Raw genomic sequence first — 23,867 nt, forward strand, 5'->3', positions numbered from 1 at the left:
TTATCCGAATCATGCCGCCTGGGTGCTCGAAGACGAGACCGCCGGCAGCACCGCGGCGGTCAACAAGATGCTCGCCGAGCTGACGCCGCCGGCAGTCGCCAATGCCAAGCGCGAAGCGGCCGACATCCAGGCACTGATCGACGCTCAGGCGAAAGCGGCCGGCCGCAAGACCTTCAAGCTCGAAGCCTGGGACTGGCCGTATTACGCCGAGCAGGTTCGTGCCCAGCGCTATGCCTTCGACGACGATGCGGTGCGGCCGTATTTCGAGATCGGCAACGTGCTCGAGAAGGGCGTGTTCTTCGCCGCCGAGAAGCTCTACGGCCTGCATTTCAAGTCGCGTACCGATCTGCCGCTGTATCACCCGGACACCAAGGTCTACGAGGTCAGCGACCGCAACGGCAGCCTGCTCGGCTTGTTCATCGCCGACTACTACGCCCGTGACTCGAAGCAGGGCGGTGCCTGGATGAACAGCTACGTGACCCAGTCGCAGCTGTTCGGGCTGAAGCCGGTGGTCGGCAATCACCTGAACGTGCCGAAGCCCTCCGAAGGCCAGCCGACTCTGCTGAGCTTCGATGAAGTGACGACCCTGTTCCACGAGTTCGGCCACGCGCTGCATGGCCTGTTCGCGAGTGCGCAGTACCCGTCGTTGTCGGGCACTTCGGTGCCGCGCGATTTCGTCGAGTACCCCTCGCAGTTCAATGAGATGTGGGCGAGTGATCCAGCAGTGCTCGCGAACTACGCGCGCCACTGGCAGACCGGCGCGCCGCTCGACCCGGCGCTGGTCGACAAGCTGCTCGCGGCCGGTCGTTTCAATCAGGGTTATGAAACCACCGAGTACCTGGCTTCGGCAGTGCTCGATCAGCATTGGCATCAGCTTGCAGCCGGTGCCACGCCCGATGCGAATGGCGTCGTCGCCTTCGAGCAGGCGGCGCTGAAGGAAGCGGGTCTGGCGCTGGGTCCAGTGCCGCCGCGCTATCGCTCGCCGTACTTCGCGCATGTCTTCAGCGGCGGTTATGCGGCCGGCTACTACGCCTACATCTGGAGCGACGTGCTGGCCCGCGACAGCGAAAGCTGGATGAAGGCGCATGGCGGTCTGGATCGCGCCAATGGCGATTTCTTCCGCGCCAAAGTCCTGAGCCGGGGCCGCAGCACCGATGTGCTGAGCTTGTTCCGTGCGTTCTACGGCGCCGAACCTGATCCGGTACCGCTGCTCGAAAGCCGCGGTCTGGTGCCGCCACGCAAGGCCAAGCCGAAAGCCGCGCTAGGCACGCCTTGATTCATCGGAATTCCTATAACCAGAAGCTGGAGGAGACGACATGCGAAAGTTTTTGCCACGCAGGCTGCTGTCACTGGCATTGGGGTTGTCGCTGCTTGCGGTGCAGGCCGCGCCAGCTGCTGCGGCCGACAAGTTGACGCCGCAAGCCGCCGAGGTGCTGGTCAGGGAATCCGGGCTGGCCGATCAGTTGCCGGCTATCGCGCCATCGGTCGCCGCCGGCCTGACCTTGAATCCGGGCTTCGCCAGCAATCTCGGCGAGGACCAGTTGCAGATCGTGCTGAAAGCCTTCGCGAACGCTTACGCGCCGCTGCGGCTGTCGGCCGACATCTCGGCGGAGCTGGCCAGCCAGCTGAAGCCTGCTGCTGCCCAGGAATCCCTGAGCTGGTTCCAGTCCGATCTCGGTCACAAGATCACCGCACTCGAAGACAGGGCTTCGAAATCGGCATCGGATTCGACGGCGATGGAGCAGGCGCAAGAGCTGTATCAGCGTCTGTCGCCGCGTCGGGCCGAGCGCTACGAGCGTCTGGCCAAGGCTTCGGACGTCGCTGAATCGTCCGCCCAGTTGCTGATCAACACCTCGACCGGCACCGCTTACGGTGTGGCTTCGACGGCCGGTGCCGCGAGCCCGCCGAGCCTCGACGAGATTCGCAGCGAGTACGGGCGCAACCGTGCCGAGATGACCGAAGCGCTGCGCCTCCAGTTCGTCGTGCTGTTCGCCAGCGCCTATCAGTCGCTGCCGGAAACCGAGCTTGATCAGTACATCGCGTTCGTCGAATCGCCATCCGGCCAGGCCTTCCACAAGGCGATGGCGGTGGCGATCGATCGCGCGATGGTCAAGGCGACCAAGGAGGCCGGCAAGCAGATCGGCGAGGCGGTGCGGGTGAATAAAGCGCAGACGCCGGCATGATCAATCCGTCTCATGTCGTATCGGCCGATGGCACGCGCATCGGCTGGGTGCAGCGCGGGCAGGGACCCATGCTGGTTCTGGTCCATGGCGCGACCGCTGATCACACGCGTTGGGCTGGCGTCGACGCGCAGCTGGCGGCGCGCTTCACCTTGCGGATGATCGATCGTCGGGGACGTGGCCTGAGCCGTGACGAGAACTCCGGCCCGTATCGCATCGCGGCCGAAGCGGACGATGTACGCGCCGTGGTCGCGGCGGCAGCGGAAGCGCAGGCAGCGCCGGTGTTTCTGCTCGGCCATTCCTACGGTGGGCTTTGCGTGCTCGATGCGGCACGCGACAATGCCACCGTTGCCAAGCTGATGGTCTACGAGCCGGCGTTCGCGACGCCGGGTCTCGATGTCATCGGTCCGGAGGCGCTGACCGAACTGAGTGCCTTGATCGCTGCCGGGCAGCGCGACACGGCGCTCGAGCAATTCTTCGTCCGGGTCATCGGCGTGCCGGCGAAGCAGGTGGCGATGATGAAGACGCTGCCGATCTGGCAGCAGCGGCTCGATGCCGTGCACACGCTGGTCCGTGAGGGTGCGGCCGCCAACGCCTGGCAGCCGCTGCATCTGGCGGAACTGACGATGCCGCTGCGCATTCTGCTCGGTTCGGTCAGCCCGCCATGGCTGCAGGCGGCGGCGCGAGCGGCGCATCGGGCGGCGCCGGCCAGCAGCCTGGTCGAACTGCCGGGCCAGGCCCATGGTGCGATGGACAGCGCGCCGCAGATGTTTGTTGATGAAGTGACTCGTTTCTTCCTTTCCTGAGTTTCTTTCGCTGCTGTAACCGGATCGAATCAAGCCATGCTGCGTTACCTGTTGATCGTTGACTTGTCTCTCGCGGCGTTCGGTGCAGCGCTGACCATCGCCATCGGCTTCGTGGCCCTGGTGTTCACCATCTATCAGAACGCCTCGGCGAAGATCGCTGCCGGCCTGCCGAACATCCTGACGCTGACCGCCTGCTTCATCGCGCTGATGCTGGTGGCTGGCGCAGCCGGCTGGATGCTGAAAGCGAAGAAGCCCTCGCACTGGGTGGCGCAGATCGTTCTTGCGGTGTCGTTACCGGTGCTTTGGAAGATCGTTTTCAAGACCCTGCAGGGCTGAGCTTTTCTCGGGAACTGTTGAGCGACGACCCTCGCCATCAGCCAGAATGACGCAGTGCGGCATAAACTGCCGGCAATCCCTTTGACCCCCGCCTTTCCATGACCATCAAGATTCTTGCCTTGTCCGGCAGTCAGCGCGCTGCTTCGTTCAATGCTCTGCTGGTGCGTGCCGCCGCCAAGGGCGCGGCCGGCGAGGGCGCTCAAATCAGCTTCCTCGATTGGCGCGATTACGCGATGCCGCTCTATGACCCGGATCTCGAACGTACGGAAGGTCTGCCCGAGGCGGTACTGCGCTTCAAGGCATTGCTGAAGGCGCATCAAGGTTTCCTGATCGCTTCGCCCGAATACAACGGTTCGCTGACGCCGCTGCTGAAGAATGCGATCGACTGGGCGACGCGGCCGGCGGCCGGTGATCCGCCGATGGTCTGCTTCAAGCACAAGGTGATCGGCCTGCTGTCGACCTCGCCGGGCGTGTTCGGCGGCCATACCGGGCTGGTTCATCTGCGCGCCATCCTGAGCCGACTCGGCAGTTTCGTGCTGCCGGAGCAGTACCCGGTCGGCGAGGCCGGCAAGCTGTTTGACGAGCAGGGCGAGCTGCGTGATCCGAAGCTGAAGGCGATTGCCGAATCGATCGGTGCCCGCGCCGCGACCGTGCTGCGCAGCTGGCCGGATGCCACTTCGTGAGCATCGCGCTGCCGAAGTCGCGTGACTGGGGCAGCCTGATTCCGGTTGCCGCAGGCATTGCCTGGGTGACGATCGGCACCGGCTTCGGAGCCTGGTTACTGGCTTGGCCGCAGGGTCTGCTGCTGATCGCCACCGGCGTCGCCGCGCTGCTGTGGCCGGGCGACAGCCGGATCCCCCACTACACGGCACTCGGTGCGGTGCTCGCGCTGTTGCTGAGCGTGCCGGGCCTGTTCGTGCTGTCGTTCCTGCCCTTGCTGCTGGCCGTCGCCTTGTCGGTGGCCGCGTTCCTGTACGCCGGCCGCATCGCGCTGCGGCTGGCCGAGCGCGCACCTGGTGCGCCGGAGCCGCCGGCCGATCTGAAGATCTGGGCCAAGGCGGCGCTCGATGAAGCCTTGCTCGGCTACTTCGTTATCTGCGCAAAAATCCCGTCCGGGGCCGAAGCCGAGGAACTGGTTCGCGATGCAGCCCTGATGGAAGCAGTGCTGAGCCAGCGCGGCTGGCTCGATCATCCCGAGTATTACCACCAGATTCCCGGTGCGCCGACCGACGTCGAGCTGTCGCCGGCCAGCTTCAAGAGCTTCAGCTACCAGCATCTCAAGTTCAGCAGCGAGTTTCGCCCACACGCGGAAATTCCCGGTGCCGAACTGTGGAACAGCTATGTGCCGAACCGGACGTGCCACGCCAGTCTGTTCCGTCAGCCGGAAGCAGGGCGGCCGTGGCTGCTGTGCATCCACGGTTACCGGATGGGCACCACGTTCCTCGATCTGCGCCTGTTCGCGCCGCACATCCTGTTCCAGCGTCTGAAGCTGAATGTGGTGATGCCGACCCTGCCGCTGCATGGCTCGCGTCGCATCGGTCCGCAGAGTGGCGATCACTACCTCGACGGCGATCCGCTCGATCTGCTGTTCGCGCAGACCCAGGCGCTGTGGGACCTGCGCCGCACCATTGCCTGGATACGCGCGCAGGAACCGAATGCCCGGATCGGTGTGCTCGGCTACAGCCTCGGCGGTTACAACGCCGCGTTGCTGGCGACCCATGAACCGGGGCTGGATTTCGTCGTCGCCGGCATTCCGGTCGCCGATTTCGCCTCGGTGCTCTGGCAGCACGTGCCACCGCAGCTGCGGACCTACTTCGAAGCCGAAGGCCTGAGTCGCGAGCGCTATCAGCGCCTGCTGCATCTGGTGTCGCCGCTGACTCTGCCGCCGAAGCTGCCGGCCGAGCGCCTGCATCTGTTCGCCGGCAGCGCCGACCGCATTGTCCCGCCGGGGCAGCCGCTGAAGCTGGCGGCGCACTGGCAGCGCGAGGTGCACTGGTATCACGGCGCGCATCTGACCTTCCGCGGCGAGCGCGCCGTGGTTCGCTGCATCGATGACGCGATGACCGGAGCCGGCTGGAAAGGCCCGCGCTCGATCTAAGTCCGCTTGCCGATGGGCCGCATTTCCGCAGCCGGAAAGCCTCAGACCGAAATCGAACAAGCGTTAAACTGCCCGTCCTGACGACACCCGAGCAAGCCCCTGGAGGGGTAGCGATTCGATGAAGAAAGTCTGCATCAGCGGCAGCGGCTTGTTCACCCCGGCCGAATCCGTATCGAACGACGAGTTGGTGGTTGTGTTCAATGCCTATGTCGACCGCTATAACGCCGAGCACGCCGATGCGATTGCCGCCGGCACCGTTGCCGCGCTGGCACCGTCGTCGAGCGAATTCATCTTCAAGGCCTCGGGCATCAAGGCGCGCTACACGGTCGACAAGGCCGGCGTCGTCGATCCCGAAATCATGCATCCGCAGATTCGCGTTCGCGGCAACGACGAGCCCTCGCTGATGGTCGAGATGGGCCTGGCCGCGGCCAAGCAGGCGCTGGCCAATGCCGGCCGGACGGCCGCCGATATCGACGCGATCCTGGTCGCCTGTTCAAACATGCAGCGCCCGTATCCGGCGATGGCGGTGGAACTGCAGCACTTCCTCGGCGCCGGCGGCTACGGCTACGACATGAACGTCGCCTGCGCCTCCGCGGCATTCGGCGTGCAGACGGCGGTCGATGCAGTCAGCCGCGGTTCGGCGCGCGCGGCGCTGGTGGTCAGCCCGGAAATCTGCACGGGCCATCTGAACTTCCGCAATCGCGACTGCCATTTCATCTTTGGCGACGCCGCCACCGCGCTGGTTGTCGAACCGCTGGAAACCGCGACCGGCGAACATCGCTTCGAAGTGCTCGGCACCCGGCTGCAGACCCAGTTCTCGAACAACATCCGCAACAACTTCGGCTTCCTGAACCGTTCCGAGGAGCCGTCCCGGCCGTGGAACGATGTGCTGTTCAACCAGGAAGGCCGCAAGGTGTTCAAGGAAGTGGTGCCGATGGTCGCCGAGCTGCTGGTGTCGCATCTGACCGATCTCGGCATCGAGCCGAATTCGGTGAAGCGCTTCTGGCTGCACCAGGCCAATCTGAGCATGAATCAGCTGATCGCCAAGAAAGTGCTGGGCCGCGAACCGAGCATCGAGGAAGCGCCGATCATTCTCGACGAGTACGCGAATACGTCATCAGCGGGCTCGGTGATTGCCTTCCACAAGTATCACGTCGACTTGAAGCCAGGCGATGTCGGCGTGTTGTGCGCGTTCGGCGCCGGCTATTCGGCGGGCAGTGTGGTCGTCCGCAAGCTGTAAAACCTCGTTCGCAGCCGTAAAACCCGGTTCCTGATGCCTTTTTCTTCGACTGTCAAACGGCTGTCACATATTGCTTCCAGCATGTTGTGTGACGTTTAATCGAAGGATGGGGATGCAAAACAAGAAGATTCTGGTGATCGAGGATGAAGCCTCGATCAGAGACATGCTCCGCTTCGCGCTGGAGCGGGGTGATTTCCGGGTCAGCGTTGCTCAGGATGTGCCTACTGCGCGTCTTCGCATCGCCGAAGAACGTCCGGATCTGATCCTGCTCGATTGGATGATGCCCGGCGTATCCGGCGTCGAATATGCCCGCGAGCTGAAGTCGGCGGCGCAGACCAAGGACCTGCCGGTGATCATGGTCACCGCGCGCGCCGAGGAAGAAGACAAGATCCGCGGCCTGAACATCGGCTGCGACGATTATGTGTCGAAGCCGTTCTCGTTCCCGGAACTGATTGCCCGCATCAATGCGGTGATGCGCCGGAGCATGCCTGGCGGCGAAGAAGAGCGGTTGGCTGTTGCCGGTCTGCAGGTCGATGCCGCCAGCCAGCGGGTCACTGCGAAAGGCGAGCCGGTGAAACTGGGGCCGACCGAATACCGCCTGCTGCATTTCTTCATCAGCCATCCGGAACGCGTCTACACCCGCGAGCAGGTGCTCGATCGAGTCTGGGGCCAGAGCGTCTATGTCGAGGAACGCACGGTCGACGTGCATATCCGTCGCTTGCGCAAGGCGCTGGAACCACATGGCTACGACGGCATGATCCAGACCGTGCGCGGCACCGGTTACCGGTTCTCGGAACAGGTATGAGTGATGTCTAGGGCCTGGCTTCCCAGCCCTGAGTTGCTTCGCGAGCTGTTCTATACCGCATTGAAGATCGGCGCTGTCGGCCTGCTCGGCTCGTTCGTGGGGCTCGGCTGGCAGGCTGCGGTGCTGGCGTTGACCGTCTGCCTGCTGACCCATCTGCGCTATCTGGTGCGGCTGCGGATCTGGTTCGCCAGCCCGAAGCAGGCCGAACTGCCGATCGCCGGCGGCACCTGGGGCGAGGTGTTCGACGGCCTGCTGAACCTGCAGAAGCGCAACCGCAAGCGCAAGCGCCGTCTGGCGGCGATCCTGTCCGAATTCCAGGCGTCCACCGAAGCCTTGCCGGATGGTGCGGTGGTGCTCGGTTCGTCCGGCGAAATCGTCTGGTTCAATCCAGCTGCGCAGGCACTGCTCGGCCTGCGCGTGCAGCAGGATGTCGGTCTGCGCATCGCCAACCTGGTTCGCAAGCCGGCCTTCACCGAATACTTCTCGCGCGACGATTACAGCGGCGAAGTCGAATGCGAGTCACCGATCAACAGCGGTGTGATGCTGTCATTCCGGATCATTCCCTACGGCAACGGCCAGCGCCTGATGATCGTCCGCGATGTCTCGGACGTGCGGCGCCTGGAAACCGCGCGCCGTGATTTCGTCGCCAATGCCTCCCATGAGCTGCGCACGCCGCTGACCGTGTTGCGCGGTTATCTCGATGTCATGGAACCGGACTGCCATACCGGCGGCTCGCTGTTTGAATGGCGTACGCCGATCGCCGAAATGCGCGCCCAGGCCACGCGCATGGAAGCGCTGATCGGCGATCTGCTGAAGCTGGCGCGGCTGGAATCGGACCTGATCAATACCCGGCAGGACGTGCTCGATGTGCCGCGGATGCTGGCCCGGGTCGAACAGGAAGCGCGCAGCCTGTCCCAGGGCAAGCATCGCATCGAGTTCGAGATCCAGCCCGCTTTGCGCCTTTACGGCCGCGAAGCGGAGACGCAAAGCATCTTCACCAACCTGGTTTCAAACGCGGTTCATTACACCCCTGAGAAGGGAATCATCAGCGTGCGCTGGAGCGGTGACGATCAGGGCGCGCAGTTCCAGGTCGCCGATACCGGCATCGGTATCGAGGAGAAAGACCTGCCGCGGGTCACCGAGCGCTTCTATCGTGTCGATATCGGCCGCTCGCGGGCCAGCGGTGGCACCGGGCTGGGTCTGTCGATCGTCAAGCATGCGATCGAGCATCTGGAAGGGCGGATGACCATCGACAGCGAAGTGGGCGTCGGCAGCACGTTCACCTGTCATTTTCCCGTGCACCGGGTGCACGACGGCGCCAGCCGTCAGGAACTGCGAAACAGCGTCGGCTGACCGCTTTCAGGGGCTGAGCCGAGACCGCCAGTGTCATATCAAAATCATTGAAATGAAACAATAAGTTCGGTTTTCGGCCGGGTTGTCACGGGAGCGTAACAATTCTGTCATCAAATCGACATCGAAGGATTCAAGAATGCCGGCGTCGACAAAATCTGCACATCGCAATCACGGCGATCTGCAGATTCCAGTTCGCGCCTCAGGACGGTTCGAGGCGGGAGCTGGAGAACTTCCCGCCATCCTTCGAGAGTCCTTTTAGTGAACAAACTGTTCCAGCATGCAGCCGCGATTTTCCTCATCGGCGCCAGCGCCGCCAGCGTTGCCAACGCGGACGACGCGACCACCACCGGCGGCCTGAAGATCAAGACCGAGGACGGCAACTTCGAGTTCGGCATCGGCGGTCGTATTCAGCTCGACGGCGTGCTGTTCGACGAAGGCAAGATCGAGGAAGTTCCCACCAACACCACCAACGCGACCACCAGCGGCGTCTATGTCCGTCGTTCCTACCTGACCCTGACCGGCAAGCTGTACGACTGGCGGTTCAAGTTCGAGAACGACTTCACGGCCGGCCAGTCGCCGAATTCGATCCGCGAAATGTGGGTCAGCCACCAGGTATTCGGCGGCGACCTGATCATCGGCCAGCACAAGCCGTTCCGCTCGATCGAAGAACTGACCAGCTCGAACGAAATCCTGCTGATGGAGCGTCCGATGCTAACCAACTCCCTGCTCTCCGGCGGCAATCGTCAGTACCAGCCGGGCATCTTCTACAAGCGCCCGATCAACACGGACTTCGGCTTCTTCCTGGCCCAGGCCTCGGTCTACGATGCGGCGCATCCGCTGGGCAACAATGCCGGTCAGGGCTTCGGTACCTCGGAGCGTCTGACCTGGCTCGCCTATGACGCTCACGACATCAAGCTCCATCTCGGTGCCTGGGGAGGTATCGATGACTTCGGCAAGGGTGGCAACGAAACCGTTGCGCCGGGCTCCGTCACCTATGCGGGTCGCAACAGTGCAACCCAGGTCATCGGCCCGATCCAGGCCATCGGCGGCGCCAGCGGCTCGGCGGAAACCTTCTGGGGCGTCGAGCTGGCCGGTACGTTCGGCCCGGTGTTCCTGCAGTCGGAATATGCCGAGACCCGCTGGGAAGACACGGCAGTCCAGGCGGACGGCCGCACGATCGACCGCATCGAAGCGGTCACCCTCCAGGGCAGCGTGTTCCTGACCGGCGAGACCAAGACCTACAAGAAGGATCGCGGTACTTTCGGCTCGCCGAAGAGCCCGAAGGGCGCCGTCGAACTGGTCGCTCGCTACGACAAGATCCTCAACCAGGATCGTTCAGCGGGTGATGGCGTCTGCGACAGCGCCTATGCCGCCGCTGCGCCGTCCCGCATTGGCGAAGGCTGCTATGTCCAGCAGTACACGGTCGGCGCGAACTACTACGTCAACCCGGCCGTCCGCATCATGTTCAACTACATCCGCGGCGACAATAACGTGACCGGCGACAACACCGGCTCGTACAACGCGCGCGTCCAGCTGGCGTTCTGATCCTGAACGACTGCGTCACTCCATTGACACGTCCGGTGTTCAATCTGGACAACGGTTGCCGCGCAGTCGGCGATGACCGCACGCAGTCCTACAACGTCCGCATGCAGATCGCGTTCTGAGATCGGTTGCAGCGAAGGATGACGGCCGCGCAAGCCTGAAGGCTTGCGCGGCCGTTCTTGATCCTGCCGGCAAGCGATCATCAGCGCCCGGTCCTCGTCCGGCGCAATGCCCGCTAGACTGACGCAGGCAACACTTTCGAATCCGGACTCTCACAGCGCTCATGAACACGCCTTCCTACAAGTCGCACATCTCCAGCCAGTACAACTCCGAACTGGAGGATGTCCGTCAGCGCGTGCTGGCGATGGGTGGACTCGTCGAGCAGCAGATCGTCGACGCTACGCGGGCGCTGATCGAAGCCGATGGCGAACTCGCTGATGAAGTGAGGCGCAACGATATCCGCGTCAATCAGCTCGAAGTGCAGATCGACGAGGAATGCAGCGGCATTCTCGCCCGCCGCCAGCCGACGGCAGGCGATCTGCGACTGGTCTACGCCGTGATCAAGACCATCACCGATCTCGAACGGATCGGCGATGAAGCTTCGAAGATCGCCCGCATGGCGATCGATCTGGGTCAGCACGAGCGCTCGCCGGCACCGCTGGTCGAGGTTGGCCATCTGTCGCGTCATGTCTCGCAGATGGTGCGCGATGCGCTGGATGCCTTCGCGCGCATGGATGTCGACGCCGCACTCGCCGTGGCCCAGGAAGATGTAGCGGTAGACCGCGAATACGAAGCGCTGCTGCGCCAGTGCATCACTTTCATGATGGAAGACCCGCGCACCATCCGTCGGGTGCTCGACGTGATCTGGTCAGTGCGCGCGCTGGAGCGGATCGGCGATCACGCCCGCAACATCGCCGAATACGTCATCTACTTCGTCAAGGGCAAGGACGTGCGCCACTTGGGCCTTGAAGCGATGGAACGCGAGGCGCGTAGCTGAGCGGAAAGCCTAGCGAGGGGGCCAGGCGACAACGGCGATCCGCGAGGAAAGCCGTTACCATTCTCGGTTCATGATTCGTATCAAATCTCCGCTCCTGCGCTGGCTGTTGATCGGCCTCGCGATCTCGTTCAGCGTCGGCCTGCTCGGGCTTTCGTTCTGGCTGGTCCGTCTCGATCAGGATGTGCGCGCCCGCTATGCGGGCGTGCGCTGGGTGCTGCCTGCGCAGGTCTATGCCTCACCGCTGGAGCTGTATCCGGGGGCGCGGATCAGCGTCACCGAACTGCGCCGCGAGCTTGAACGGCTCGGCTACCGGGCCAGCGACGAGCTGACCGGGCCGGGCACTTTCGCAGTGAGCGGCAGCGAATTGCGTGTCGACACCCGGGCCTTCGCGTTCTGGGATGGCGTGCAGCCGGAAATGCGCCTGGCGCTGAAGAGCGATGCCTCCGGCCTGACCAGTTTGCGGGCGATGGGCAGCGATGCCTCGATCGATCTGCTGCGGCTGGACCCGATGCTGATCGGCAGCATCTACCCGAGCCACAGCGGCGAGGATCGGGTGCTGGTCAAGCTGTCGGAAGTGCCGCCGCTGCTGCCGGCGACCCTGATCCGAGTCGAGGATCGCGCCTTTGCCGATCATTTCGGCATCAGCCCGAAAGGCATCCTGCGCGCCGCAGTCAGCAACCTGTTCGGCGGCAGAGGCCGCAAGCAGGGCGGTTCGACCCTGACCCAGCAGCTGATCAAGAACCTGTTCCTGTCCAACGAACAGAGTTACGGCCGCAAGATCAACGAAGCGCTGATGGCGATCCTGCTGGAGCGCCATGTTTCGAAGGACGACATTCTCGAGGCCTATCTGAACGAGGTCTGGCTCGGCCAGGACGGCTCGCGGGCGATCCACGGCTTCGGCCTGGCCAGCCAGTTCTACTTCAACAAGCCGTTGAACGAACTGCGCCCGGCCGAGATCGCGCTGCTGGTCGGCATCGCCAAGGGGCCGACGGTCTACAACCCGCGCAAGTATCCGGAGCGGGTCAAGGATCGCCGCGACTTGGTGCTGCAGTTGATGGAAGACGGCGGGCTGATCCGCGACGACGAGCGCGAAGCCGAAGCGCTGACGCCGCTGGGGGTGCAGAACAGCGTCGCCGGCGGTGTCGAGCGCTATCCGGCTTTCATCGATCTGGTGCGCCGCCAGATCAAAGGCCTGTACCGCGAGGAAGACCTGGGCAGCGAAGGCCTGCGCATCTTCACCACGCTCGATCCGCGTGCCCAGGAACGGCTGGAGGCGCGAATCATTGCCGACCTGCCGGATCTCGAAAAGAACCGCCAGCTGAAGCCGGGTACTCTGCAGGCGGCTGGCGTGGTCACCAGTGTCGAAGGCGGCGAAGTGCTGGCGATGGTCGGCGATCGCAATGTCCGCTATCCCGGTTTCAATCGCGCGCTCGATTCCCAGCGCCCGATCGGCTCGCTGGCCAAGCCCTTCGTCTATCTGGCGGCGCTGGCCGATCCGGGCCGCTACAACCTGTACAGCTCGATCGCCGACGAAGCGATCGACCTGAAGATGCCGAACGGCAGCCGCTGGGCGCCGAAGAACTACGACCGCCAGCTGCACGGCAATGTGCCGCTGCATGTGGCACTGGCCAAGAGCTACAACCTGCCGACGGTGCGCATCGGCCTGGATATCGGCGTCGACCGCGTCCATGACCTGATCGAAGCGGCTGGCCTGCAAGGCCCGCCGCGGCTGCCGTCGATGTTCCTCGGTGCGATCAACGCATCGCCGCTTGATGTTGCGCAGATCTATTCGACGCTCGCCGCCAGCGGCTATCTGACGCCGCTGCTGGCAATCCGCGAAGTGATGACCAAGGAAGGTCAGCCGCTGTCGCGCTACAGCTTCCAGCTCAAGCAGACCTTGCCCGAAGGCCCGGTGTATCTGACCACCTGGGCAATGCAGAAAGTCATCGAATTCGGCACCGGACGCTGGGCGGTGTCGGTGCTGCCGGCCGGCCAGAAGTTCGCGGGCAAGACCGGCACCACCGACGACGCCCGCGATTCCTGGTTCGCCGGCTTCGGCAGCGATCGGGTCGCCGTGGTCTGGGTCGGTCGCGACGACAACAAGCCGGTGGGCCTCGATGGCGCCGCTGGCGCGCTGCGCATCTGGGGTCGGCTGATGCGCGATCTCGATGCGCGCGGCATCGATCTGACGCCGCCAGCCGGCGTCGAGGAAGCACAGATCGACCCGGTCACCGGCTTGCTTGCCGACGAAGGCTGCGCCGCGCAGGTGACGGTGCCATTCCTCAGCGGCGCGCTGCCGAAGGATTACGCGCCCTGCGCGAATGCGGGACAATCCTCGCCACTGGATTGGCTGAAAGACATCTTCCGATGACTCTGTTTTTGACTGTCACGGCGGCCCGCAAGCCCCGTGTGCTGACACCTGTTGCGCTGGTCGCCGTCGCCTTGCTGGCCGCCTGCGTGGCGCAGCCGACGGTACCGACGCGGCCGGAGTCCACGCAGCAGACCCAGCCACCCGCATTGCCGCCGACGACGGCGCCCGCGCCCGCGCCCGCGACGACCATTCCGCCGCTGCTGCCGACCCAACCGTCGGGCCGTCCGCAGCCGTCGGCTGAAAGCTTTCCGAAGACGCTGGCGGCTGCCGGCACTGGCCCAGCGGTGCTGGCGCTGGCCAGGCAAGCGCAGACCTTCCGCAGCGCCGGCCGTCCCCAGGACGCGCTCGGCCAGTACGAACGGGCGCTGCGCATCGAGCCGAAGAACGCTTTCGTCTGGCAGGCGATGGCCGAAACGCATCTGGCGCTGCATAACGTCGAGCAGGCCGAGAGCGCGGCACGCAAGTCGAACAGTCTGGCGCGCGGCAATCCCTGGCTGGAACTGGGCAACTGGCGGGTGATCGCTGCGGCGCTCGGCGTTTACGGCGACAGCCCGGCTGCGCAGGCAGCGCGGACTCGTGCCGACGAGATCGGCAGTGCGCTTGCTGCCAGCTCAGGCGGCGGTGCCTTGCCGGCGGCCTCAGCGGTACCGTGAACGCGGCGGAACTGCTCGGCGAGTCAGGTCCGTTTGCGCGCGCGCTGCCCGGATTCGCGCCGCGTATCCAGCAGCAGACGATGGCCGCGGCCGTCGAACAGGCGATTGCCGAGCGCAGCCGGCTGGTCGTCGAAGCCGGCACCGGCACTGGCAAGACCTACGCTTATCTGGTGCCGGCGCTGGCCAGCGGCCGTCGAGTCGTGGTATCGACCGGCACCAAGAACCTGCAGGACCAGCTGTTCTTCCGCGATCTGCCGAAAGTCCGTGACGCGCTCGGTCTGCCGGTGAGAGTCAGCTTGTTGAAAGGGCGCTCGAACTATCTGTGCATCTACCGCATGCGCAAGGCAGTGATCGATCCGCGCAGCAGAGTCGCGCGGACCAAGCTGAGCTACGTCGACGACTGGGCGATCCGCACCGACAGCGGCGAAATCTCCGAGCTGCCGCCGACCATCGCCGACGATCAACTGCTGCCGCTGGTGACCTCGACGGCCGACAACTGCCTCGGCGGCAAATGCCCGGATTTCGCCGAATGCCACGTGGTCAAGGCGCGTCGCGCCGCACAGGCGGCTGATCTGGTGGTCGTCAATCACCATCTGCTGTTCGCCGATTTCCGGCTCAAGGAAGAAGGCTTCGGCGTGCTGCCGGGCGCCGATGCGATCGTCATCGACGAAGCTCATCAGCTGCCGGAACTGGCGACGCAATTCTTCGGCGAACGGGTATCGACGCGGCAGTTGTCGGATCTGTCCCGCGACATCGCCGTGGAAATCCAGGTGTTCCGCGACATGCCGCGTCTCAACGAAGCGCTCGATCAGCTGGCGCTGGCGACGATCGAGCTGGAGCGGCCGTTCAGCGAACTCGGCGGACGTCTGTCGCTGGACGATTTCTCGACTCGTGCCGGTGCGGCTTCTGCCGTTCGCGCGGTGCGGACGGCGCTCGACGAATGCCGCGACTGTCTGCAGGCGGTTGCCGATCGTTCCACCGGCCTCACCCATTGCGCCGGGCGCGCGACGACGATGGCCAACACGCTCGACAAGGTCGCCGGCAACGCCGCACTCGGGCTGGTGCGCTGGGCGGAAGCGGTCGGCCGGGGTGGGGCGCTGCACGCCGCGCCGATCGAACCGATCGAAGGCTTCAAGCGTTTCATGGCGACCTATCCCGGCGCCTGGATCTTCACCTCGGCGACCATCGCCGCGAACCAGGATTTCTCGCATTTCACCGCGACGCTGGGTCTCGATGACGCCGAAACGCTGCGCCTCGACAGCCCCTTCGATTACGCCGAACAAGCGCGCCTGTACCTGCCGCCCGGCTTGCCGGACCCGAACGATCCCGACTATCCGGACCGTGTCGCCGAAGCGCTGGTGCCGCTGATCGAAGCCAGCGGCGGCGGCGCCTTCGTGCTGTGCACCAGCTATCGGGCGATGGATCGGATTGCCGAACGCCTGCGCGCTTCGCTGGCGTTTCCGCTGCTGGTGCAGGGCGAGGAAGGCAAGGCGGCGTTGATCGAACGCTTCGCGAAAGCCGGCAATGCCGTGCTGGTCGCCACCGCCAGCTTCTGGGAAGGTGTCGACGTGAAAGGTGCGGCGCTGCGTCTGGTCGCGATCGACAAGCTGCCGTTCGGCCAGCAGGGCGATCCGGTGTTCGAAGCGCGCATCAAGCTGATCCGCGAACGCGGCGGCAATCCGTTCAACGAACTGCAGTTGCCGCGCGCGATCACCAGCTTGCGCCAGGGTGTCGGCCGCCTGATCCGCGACCCCTCCGATCGTGGCCTGATCGTGCTTTGCGATCCGCGCATCCGCAGCAAGAGCTACGGCAAGCGCGTGCTGGCGAGCCTGCCGCCGATGCCGGTGCTGACCGACCGCGCCAAGGTTTGCGATTGGCTGCGTGAGGAGTTGGCGGCGTGAAACTGCTTGCGATCGATACGGCGACTGAAGGACTTTCCGTTGCGCTGCTGTTGAACGGCGAGATTACCGAGCGCTTTGAAGTCGCCGGCCGCGAACACTCGACACGCCTGCCGCTGCTGGTACCGCAGCTGCTGGCCGAAGCAGGCTTGAGCCTGCGTCAGCTCGATGGCCTGGTCTGCGGCATCGGTCCGGGCAGCTTTGCCGGCGTGCGGATCGGCGTCAGCTATGTGAAAGGCTTGGCGCTGGGCCTGGATCGGCCAGTGATCGGCGTCACGTCGCTGGCGATGCTGGCGCAGCGGGCCTTGATCGAACAAGCCGATGCGGTGGCGCTCGCGGCGATCGATGCCCGGATGGATGAGGTCTACTTCGGCGCCTATCGGCTCGTCGGTGGCGTCGCGCAAGCGCAGGTGGACGAAACCGTTGGCCCGGCATCTGCCATTGCCCCGCCGGCGGCGGATTCCTATCTCGCCATCGGCACCGGCTGGGGCGCGCATCGCGAGGCGCTGCTGGCGGCCTTGTCGACGGCGCCGCGGATGATCGTTCCGGATGCGCTGCCGCACGCCGCTTCAGCCTTTGCCATTGCCGCTCCGCAGCTGGCAGCCGGGCAGGGTACGGACGCCGCGCGGCTGGTTCCGGCCTACCTCCGGAACAGGGTTGCGCTGACCAAGATCGAACAGCAGGCATTACGCGACTCGCGTCGCTGAGCTGCGCTGTCCTCGGTTCCGATACGGAATCGAATAGGCGTCGATCGCCCAAGTTTTCAATTCCAAAGAGAATTTCGCGCTTCTGCTGCTTCGACCCCAGCACGATCAGCCCTGGAACGACCGCGTTCCAACGACCGTTTCACAACAGTCGTACACCATTCGTCGCCTCGTCCCGCGAGCGGCTAGCCGATTCGTTTTTGTCTTGCCATAATCCGCGCAGATTTTCCGTACTGCGCCGTATGGATGCAGTGCAACAACCTCATCAATCAGCTGGCATTCAATCTGGAGAAGCCTCATGGGTCAGTACAACGCCCCGTTGCGCGACATGCAGTTCGTCCTTCATGAACTGCTCGGCGTCGAAGCCGAACTTAAGTCGATGCCGCAACACGCCGAACTCGACGCCGACACGATCAACTCGATCGCCGAGGAAGCCGGCAAGTTCGCCAGCGAAGTGATCTTTCCGCTGAACCAGAGCGGTGACGAGGAAGGCTGCCACCTCGACAAGGCGACCGGTGTGGTCAAGGCCCCGAACGGTTTCAAGGAAGCCTATGCGTCGTATGTCGACGCCGGCTGGCCGGCACTGGCCTGCGATCCGGAATTCGGCGGCCAGGGCTTGCCGGAAGTGGTCAACAACGTGCTGTACGAAATGCTGAATTCGGCGAACCAGGCCTGGACGATGTACCCGGGCCTGACCCACGGCGCCTATGCTGCGCTGCGCGTGCATGGCACCCCGGAACTGAAGGCGCTGTACCTGCCGAAGATCGTCTCCGGCCACTGGACCGGCACCATGTGCCTGACCGAATCCCATTGCGGTACCGATCTCGGCATGCTGCGTTCGAAGGCCGAGCCGAACGGTGATGGCAGCTACGCGATCAGCGGCCAGAAGATCTTCATCTCGGCCGGTGAGCATGATCTCGCCGAGAACATCGTCCACCTCGTGCTGGCTCGTCTGCCTGACGCACCGGTCGGCACTAAGGGCATCTCGTTGTTCATCGTGCCGAAGTTCATCCCGAATGCCGATGGCTCGCTCGGCGCCCGCAATGGCGTCAAGTGCGGTGCGCTGGAACACAAGATGGGCATTCACGGCAATGCCACCTGCGTGATCAACCTCGATGGCGCCACCGGCTGGCTGGTCGGCGAAGCGAACAAGGGCCTGAACGCCATGTTCGTGATGATGAACGGCGCGCGTCTCGGCGTCGGCATGCAGTCGCTGGGTCTGGCCGAAGTGGCCTACCAGAACTCGCTGGCCTACGCGAAGGATCGTATCCAGATGCGTTCGCTGACCGGCCCGAAAGCGCCGGACAAGCCGGCCGATCCGATCATCGTCCACCCGGACGTGCGGCGCATGCTGCTGACCCAGAAGGCCCACGTCGAAGGCGCGCGTGCGTTCACCTACTGGTCCGGCCTGCAGCTCGACAAGGAGCACTACCACCCGGATGAAAAGGTTCGCAAGGAATCCGCTGACCTGATGGCGCTGCTGACGCCGATCGTCAAGGGCTTCATCACCGAGCAGAGCTACGTCTCGACCACGCTCGGCATGCAGATCTACGGTGGCCACGGCTACATCAAGGAATGGGGCATGGAGCAGTACGTCCGCGACGCCCGCATCAACATGATCTACGAGGGCACCAACGGCATCCAGGCGCTCGATCTGCTCGGCCGCAAGGTGCTCAGCGACATGGGTGCCAAGCTGATGAAGTTCGGCAAGATGGTGTCCGATCTGGTCAAGGCCGAGTCCGGCAACGAAGCGATGGCCGAGTTCATCAAGCCGCTCGGCGAGCTGGGCCAGGAAGTGCAGAAGGTGACGATGGAAATCGGCCAGAAGGCGATGAAGAACGCTGATGAAGTCGGTGCCGCTTCGGTGCCGTACATGCACCTCGTCGGCCATCTCGTCTACGCCTACTTCTGGGCCCGCATGGCGAAGATCGCGCTGGACAAGCAGGCCGAAGGCGACTTTTACAAGTCGAAACTCATCACCGCGCGCTTCTACTTCCAGAAGATGCTGCCGGAAACGGCGATGAACCTGAAGCAGATCCGCTCGGGCGCCTCATCGCTGATGGAAATGCCGGAAGCGCTGTTCTGAGGCAACGAAAAAGCCGCCCGGTGTCAGCCGGGCGGCTTCAGGATTGAAACCTGCGGCGGCGTTCGAGCAATCGAACGCCGCCGTTTTCGTTGGGGCTGCTTAAGCAGTGACCACCGGAATCCCGGCGATCTTGTTCTTCCAGATCTTAGGCCCGGTCTCGTGCACCGACGTGCCGGCCGAGTCGACCGCCACCGTCACCGGCATGTCCTTGACGGTGAACTCGTAGATCGCTTCCATGCCGAGATCTTCGAAGGCCATGACTTTCGAGGCCTTGATCGCTTTCGATACGAGATAGGCCGCGCCGCCGACCGCCATCAGATAGACGGCCTTGTTGTCCTTGATCGCGTCGATCGCGATCTGGCCGCGCTCGCTCTTGCCGACCATGCCGAGCAGGCCGGTGGTTTCCAGCATCTGGCGGGTGAACTTGTCCATGCGCGTGGCGGTGGTCGGGCCGGCCGGGCCGACGATTTCGTCACGCACCGGGTCGACCGGGCCAACGTAATAGATGAAGCGATTGGTGAAGTCGACCGGCAGCTTCTCACCGCGGTTGAGCATGTCGATCATCCGCTTGTGGGCGGCGTCGCGGCCGGTCAGCAGCTTGCCGTTGAGCAGCACCACTTCGCCCGGCTTCCAGGTTGCGACTTCCTCGCGGGTGACGGTGTCGAGGTTCACTCGGCGGGCGCCGGCCGGCGAATAGGTGAGCTTCGGCCAGTCTTCGAGGCTCGGCGGATCGAGCGAAACCGGGCCGGAACCGTCGAGCACGAAATGCGCGTGACGGGTGGCCGCACAGTTCGGAATGATTGCGACAGGCAGGTTGGCGGCGTGGGTCGGGTAGTCGAAGATCTTGACGTCGAGCACCGTAGTCAGGCCGCCCAGGCCCTGGGCACCGATACCGAGCGCGTTGACCTTGTCGAACAGCTCGATGCGCAGTTCTTCGAGCTTGTTCTGTGCGCCGCGAGCCTTCAGCTCCGGCATGTCGATCGGCTCCATCAGCGATTCCTTGGCCAGCAGCATCGCTTTCTCGGCGGTGCCGCCGATGCCGATGCCGAGCATGCCCGGCGGGCACCAGCCGGCGCCCATCGTCGGCACCGTCTTCAGCACCCAGTCGACGATCGAATCCGAGGGATTGAGCATCGCGAACTTCGATTTCGCTTCCGAGCCGCCGCCCTTGGCGGCGACCGTCACTTCGACTTCATGGCCCTGGACGATGCTGACGTTGACCACCGCCGGCGTGTTGTCCTTGGTGTTGCGGCGGCTGAACGCCGGATCGGCGAGCACCGAGGCGCGCAGCTTGTTGTCCGGGTGGTTGTAGGCGCGGCGCACGCCTTCGTTGACCATGTCCTCCACGCCCATCGTCGCGTCCGGCCAGCTGATGTTCATGCCGATCTTCAGGAAGACCGTGACGATGCCGGTGTCCTGGCAGATCGGCCGATGGCCTTCGGCGCAGAGGCGGGAATTGATCAGGATCTGGGCGATCGCATCCTTGGCGGCCGGTGACTGTTCGCGCTCGTAGGCGGCGGCCAGGTTCTTGATGTAGTCGACCGGGTGGTAGTAGGAGATGTACTGCAGCGCGTCGGCGACGCTCTGGATCAGGTCTTCCTGCTTGATGGCAGTGGTGCTGGCTTGGCTCGGAGCGGTCATGGCTGGCGCGGGGGCTGGGTCGGGGTAGCGATTTTAACCGTCTGCCGCCAATGGCGGATTCCTTCAGGCGTCGGATCGCTTGCGCGGCGGCTTCGGAGCCGTCGGCATCGGTGCGGCGAGGGCGGCGGGAAGCTGGCCATCTTCGCTGCTCGCCATCGCCTGCGAGGCCTGATTGATCCGGCGCAGCAGCCCGATGCAGCGCGACAGTTCGGCCTGCGAAACGTCTTTCAGCAGCTGCTGTCGTACGTCCATGACGATGGTCTGGATTTCCACGCAGACGGACTTGGCACGCGGTGTCAGATGAATATGGCGAGCGCGGCGATCACCGGGGCAAGCCTTGCGTTCGATCCAGCCATCGGCTGCCAGGCGATCGAGCAGGCGTACCAGGGTCGGCGATTCGATCTCCAGGTGCTTGGCGATTTCGGTCTGCGTCGGCGGGCCATCGGCGCGCATCAGATACAGCAGCGGCATCCATTTCGCCTGCGATAATCCCAGCGGTGCAAGGCGGCGGTCGATCACGGCACGCCAGTCGCGCGGGACCGTTCGCAGCAGTTGCACGAATTCCTGGATGTCGTTCATGACAGGAGTGTAATGGATAGTTAGCAAGCTAGCATATAGCCAGCTAGGCAAGTATGCTGCGCCCACTGGATCGGGTGCCCCGCTGTCGACGGTGTCCGACGTCCCCGGTTTTCTGGAGTTGTCATGAACAAGTCTTTCCCCCTCAAGTCGGCCGCCATGCTTGCAGTGGTGCTGATTGCCGCCTGCTCGGGCGCCAAAGCGCCGGCCCCGCCTGCGGCACCGCAGGTTGTCGTACAGACGGTCGCACCGCGTGCGATCGACGTCACCGCCGATTACGTGGCCCAGACCGAAGCGCTGAACGAGGTCGAGATTCGTCCCCGAGTCGGTGGCCTGCTGGAAACCCAGGGGGTCGTCGAAGGCTCGAAGGTGAAGAAGGGCCAGCTGCTGTTCGTCATCGATGCCCAGCCGTACGCGGCCGCCGTGTCGCAGGCGAAGGCGGCCTTGGCGCTGGCGCAGGCGGCGCTCGATCAGTCCGATCGTGATCTCGCTCGCGTGCGGCCGCTGTCGACGATCGACGCGGTGAGCCAGCAGGAACTCGACGCCGCAATCGCTCGCCATGATTCGGCGCGCGCCCAGGTCGAAGCAGCCGGAGCTTCTTTGCAGACCGCTGAGCTGAACCTCGGCTACACCCGCGTGATTTCGCCGATCGATGGCGTCATCGGCCGCGCGCAGCTCAAGGTGGGCGGCCTGGTCACGGCGTACACGACCTTGCTCAGCACGGTCTATTCCACCGATCCGATGTACGTGAACTTCGCGATCAGCGAAGCGCGGGTGCTCGAAGTGCAGCGCGAACTGGGCCGTGCCCTGAACCAGGCCGCGAAGTCCGAGCGCGCCTTCCGGGTGCTGCTGGTCGACAATTCGGTCTACCCGCATCCTGGCAAGCTGAACTTCATCGATGCGGCGGTCGACAACACCACCGGCACCTTGAAGGTGCGGCTGGAAGTGCCGAACCCGGATCAGCTGCTGCGCGCCAACCAGTTCGCTCGAGTGCGCGTCACCACCCAGCATCTGACCGATGCGATGGTCGTCCCGCAGCGCGCGCTGCAGGAGTTCCAGGGCAAGAACTTTGTCTGGGTGATCGATGGCGACAAGAAGGCGGCGCAGCGCGATGTCGTGCTGGGGCCAAGAGTCGAGCAGGACGTGATCATCCATGACGGTCTAAAAGCCGGCGATACGGTGGTCGTCGACGGCATGCAGAAACTGAAACAGGGCATCACCGTGGCGATCAGAGAGCCGGCCGCGGCCGATGCACCGACGAGTTCGCCTGGCAATGGGCCAGCCAAGGAGACCCCCGCCGCCGGTGGTGACAAACCAGCCGCTGCCGAAGCCAAGCCGGCAGCCGCGTCATGATCAATTTCTTCATCGATCGACCGATCTTCGCGACGGTCATCGCGATCCTGCTCACCCTGGCCGGCGGCGTGGCGATGACCGCGCTGCCAATCGCCCGCTATCCGCAGATCACGCCGCCCACTGTCGTCGTCACCGCCACCTTCCCGGGTGCCGATGCGGCCACCGTCGAGCAGTCCGTCGCCGCGCCGATCGAGGCGCAGGTCAACGGCGTGCCCAACATGATCTACATGTCGTCGAAGGCCTCGAACGATGGCGTCTACACGCTGACGGTCAGCTTCGAGATCGGCACCGATCAGGACATCGCCGCGGTCAACGTGCAGAACCAGGTGGCGATCGCCCAGCGCTCGCTGCCGCAGGAAGTGATCCGCCAGGGCGTGACGGTGCAGAAGCGCCAGCCGCAGCCGCTGTTGTTCATTTCACTGCGGGAGAGTGATCCGCGCTACGACTATCTGTGGCTGTCGAACTACGCCACCTTGCAGATCTATGACGCGCTGGCGCGCATTCCCGGCGTCGGCACGGTGACCGTGTTCGGTGCCCGTGACTACGGCATGCGCATCTGGATGGACCCGCAGAAGATGGCGCGCTTCGGCGTCACCACGCAGGACATCGCCCGCGTGCTGAACGAGCAGAACGTCGTCGCACCGGCCGGTACCGTTGGCGCGGAACCGGCGCCGAAAGGTCAGGAAATGCAGTTCCCGGTGACGGTCAAGGGCCGCCTCACCAGCGTCGAGGAATACGAGAACATCATCCTGCGTGCTCGTACTGAGGGCCTGCTGGTTCGGCTCAAGGACGTCGCCCGTATCGAACTGGCGGCCACCGATTACGCGCGCTCCAGCCGTCTCGACGGTCAGCCCGCCGCCAACGTCGGCATCTACCAACTGCCGAATGCCAATGCGCTCGATGTCGCCCATCAGGTGCAGACGACGATGGCGACGCTGGCGAAGAGCTTCCCGCCCGGCATCACCTACACGATTCCGTTCGACACCACCTTGTTCGTGTCGGAATCGCTGCACGAAGTGGTGCTGACCCTGGCGATCGCCGCGGCACTGGTGCTGCTGGTGGTGTTCATCTTCCTGGAAAGCTGGCGCGCTACCTTGATCCCGATGCTGGCGGTGCCGGTGTCGCTGATCGGCACCTTTATCGCTTTCGCGATTCTTGGCTTCTCGATCAACACGCTGACCTTGCTGGCGATGGTGCTGGCAATCGGTCTGGTCGTCGATGACGCGAT

Annotated in this window: 20 protein-coding genes; 18 read left to right on the forward strand and 2 right to left on the reverse strand. The window is 64.3% G+C overall.

The window, feature by feature from the left end:
- The 16 genes from Q0D45_RS12640 to Q0D45_RS12715 form a co-directional block, all read left to right on the forward strand.
- The coding region (locus Q0D45_RS12640; RefSeq protein WP_293393342.1) for a M3 family metallopeptidase at positions 1–1,276 on the forward strand (1,276 nt) is incomplete at its 5' end.
- 40 nt (positions 1,277–1,316) lie between these two features.
- On the forward strand, positions 1,317–2,183 hold the full coding sequence (locus Q0D45_RS12645; RefSeq protein ID WP_293393344.1) for a DUF2059 domain-containing protein: 867 nt from the start codon (positions 1,317–1,319) through the stop codon (positions 2,181–2,183).
- Positions 2,180–2,986 carry an alpha/beta hydrolase gene (locus tag Q0D45_RS12650; RefSeq protein WP_293393346.1) on the forward strand — a complete coding sequence of 269 codons (807 nt, stop codon included), beginning with the start codon at positions 2,180–2,182 and terminating at the stop codon, positions 2,984–2,986. Before Q0D45_RS12645 ends, Q0D45_RS12650 begins: the two co-directional genes overlap by 4 nt.
- Before the next feature lie 36 nt (positions 2,987–3,022).
- Complete coding sequence (locus Q0D45_RS12655) at positions 3,023–3,322, forward strand: hypothetical protein (RefSeq protein WP_293393348.1); 300 nt, start codon at positions 3,023–3,025, stop codon at positions 3,320–3,322.
- 98 nt (positions 3,323–3,420) lie between these two features.
- The gene (locus Q0D45_RS12660; RefSeq protein WP_293393350.1) at positions 3,421–4,005 is read left to right on the forward strand and encodes an NAD(P)H-dependent oxidoreductase; all 585 of its coding nucleotides are present in this window, start codon (positions 3,421–3,423) and stop codon (positions 4,003–4,005) included.
- Positions 4,002–5,420: a prolyl oligopeptidase family serine peptidase gene (locus Q0D45_RS12665; protein WP_293393352.1), complete on the forward strand. Its 1,419-nt coding sequence runs from the start codon at positions 4,002–4,004 to the stop codon at positions 5,418–5,420. The genes Q0D45_RS12660 and Q0D45_RS12665 overlap by 4 nt, the downstream gene beginning before the upstream one ends.
- 118 nt (positions 5,421–5,538) lie before the next feature.
- Positions 5,539–6,660: a beta-ketoacyl-ACP synthase III gene (locus Q0D45_RS12670; RefSeq protein ID WP_293393354.1), complete on the forward strand. Its 1,122-nt coding sequence runs from the start codon at positions 5,539–5,541 to the stop codon at positions 6,658–6,660.
- Positions 6,661–6,772: 112 nt separating this feature from the next.
- Positions 6,773–7,465 carry a phosphate regulon transcriptional regulator PhoB gene (phoB, locus tag Q0D45_RS12675; protein ID WP_293393356.1) on the forward strand — a complete coding sequence of 231 codons (693 nt, stop codon included), beginning with the start codon at positions 6,773–6,775 and terminating at the stop codon, positions 7,463–7,465.
- Between the two features lie 33 nt (positions 7,466–7,498).
- A complete protein-coding gene (gene phoR / locus Q0D45_RS12680; RefSeq protein WP_293393358.1) occupies positions 7,499–8,818 on the forward strand; it encodes a phosphate regulon sensor histidine kinase PhoR in 1,320 nt (439 codons plus the stop codon).
- Positions 8,819–9,076: 258 nt separating this feature from the next.
- Positions 9,077–10,363, forward strand: coding sequence for a porin (locus tag Q0D45_RS12685; protein WP_293393360.1), 1,287 nt, complete (start codon positions 9,077–9,079; stop codon positions 10,361–10,363).
- 280 nt (positions 10,364–10,643) lie between these two features.
- A complete protein-coding gene (gene phoU, locus Q0D45_RS12690; RefSeq protein ID WP_293393361.1) occupies positions 10,644–11,357 on the forward strand; it encodes a phosphate signaling complex protein PhoU in 714 nt (237 codons plus the stop codon).
- 70 nt (positions 11,358–11,427) lie between these two features.
- Positions 11,428–13,728, forward strand: coding sequence for a penicillin-binding protein 1B (mrcB, locus tag Q0D45_RS12695; protein WP_293393363.1), 2,301 nt, complete (start codon positions 11,428–11,430; stop codon positions 13,726–13,728).
- Entirely contained in the window at positions 13,725–14,381 is a 657-nt protein-coding gene (locus tag Q0D45_RS12700) for a tetratricopeptide repeat protein (RefSeq protein WP_293393365.1), read from the forward strand. The genes mrcB and Q0D45_RS12700 overlap by 4 nt, the downstream gene beginning before the upstream one ends.
- A complete protein-coding gene (locus Q0D45_RS12705) occupies positions 14,378–16,282 on the forward strand; it encodes an ATP-dependent DNA helicase (protein WP_293393367.1) in 1,905 nt (634 codons plus the stop codon). Before Q0D45_RS12700 ends, Q0D45_RS12705 begins: the two co-directional genes overlap by 4 nt.
- Positions 16,279–16,986 (forward strand): tRNA (adenosine(37)-N6)-threonylcarbamoyltransferase complex dimerization subunit type 1 TsaB, encoded by a 708-nt coding sequence (gene tsaB, locus Q0D45_RS12710; protein ID WP_293393369.1) that lies wholly within the window; start codon positions 16,279–16,281, stop codon positions 16,984–16,986. The genes Q0D45_RS12705 and tsaB overlap by 4 nt, the downstream gene beginning before the upstream one ends.
- 295 nt (positions 16,987–17,281) lie before the next feature.
- Positions 17,282–19,069, forward strand: coding sequence for an acyl-CoA dehydrogenase C-terminal domain-containing protein (locus Q0D45_RS12715; RefSeq protein ID WP_293393371.1), 1,788 nt, complete (start codon positions 17,282–17,284; stop codon positions 19,067–19,069).
- Positions 19,070–19,168: 99 nt separating this feature from the next.
- Here Q0D45_RS12715 and Q0D45_RS12720 read toward each other — a convergent pair whose 3' ends face one another.
- Both Q0D45_RS12720 and Q0D45_RS12725 read right to left on the reverse strand, forming a co-directional pair.
- On the reverse strand, positions 19,169–20,710 hold the full coding sequence (locus tag Q0D45_RS12720) for a fumarate hydratase (protein WP_293393373.1): 1,542 nt from the start codon (positions 20,708–20,710) through the stop codon (positions 19,169–19,171).
- Positions 20,711–20,773: 63 nt separating this feature from the next.
- Entirely contained in the window at positions 20,774–21,289 is a 516-nt protein-coding gene (locus Q0D45_RS12725) for a MarR family transcriptional regulator (protein WP_293393375.1), read from the reverse strand.
- A 123-nt stretch (positions 21,290–21,412) separates the two neighbouring features.
- Here Q0D45_RS12725 and Q0D45_RS12730 point away from each other — a divergent pair, with 123 nt between their 5' ends.
- Together Q0D45_RS12730 and Q0D45_RS12735 are read left to right on the forward strand one after the other, a co-directional pair.
- Positions 21,413–22,639: an efflux RND transporter periplasmic adaptor subunit gene (locus tag Q0D45_RS12730; protein ID WP_293393377.1), complete on the forward strand. Its 1,227-nt coding sequence runs from the start codon at positions 21,413–21,415 to the stop codon at positions 22,637–22,639.
- Positions 22,636–23,867, forward strand: a 1,232-nt coding sequence (locus Q0D45_RS12735; protein WP_293393379.1) for an efflux RND transporter permease subunit, incomplete at its 3' end; no start/stop codon positions are given. The genes Q0D45_RS12730 and Q0D45_RS12735, both read left to right, overlap by 4 nt.

The sequence above is a fragment of the Nevskia sp. genome (genome assembly GCF_023266035.1).
Lineage (GTDB): Bacteria > Pseudomonadota > Gammaproteobacteria > Nevskiales > Nevskiaceae > Nevskia.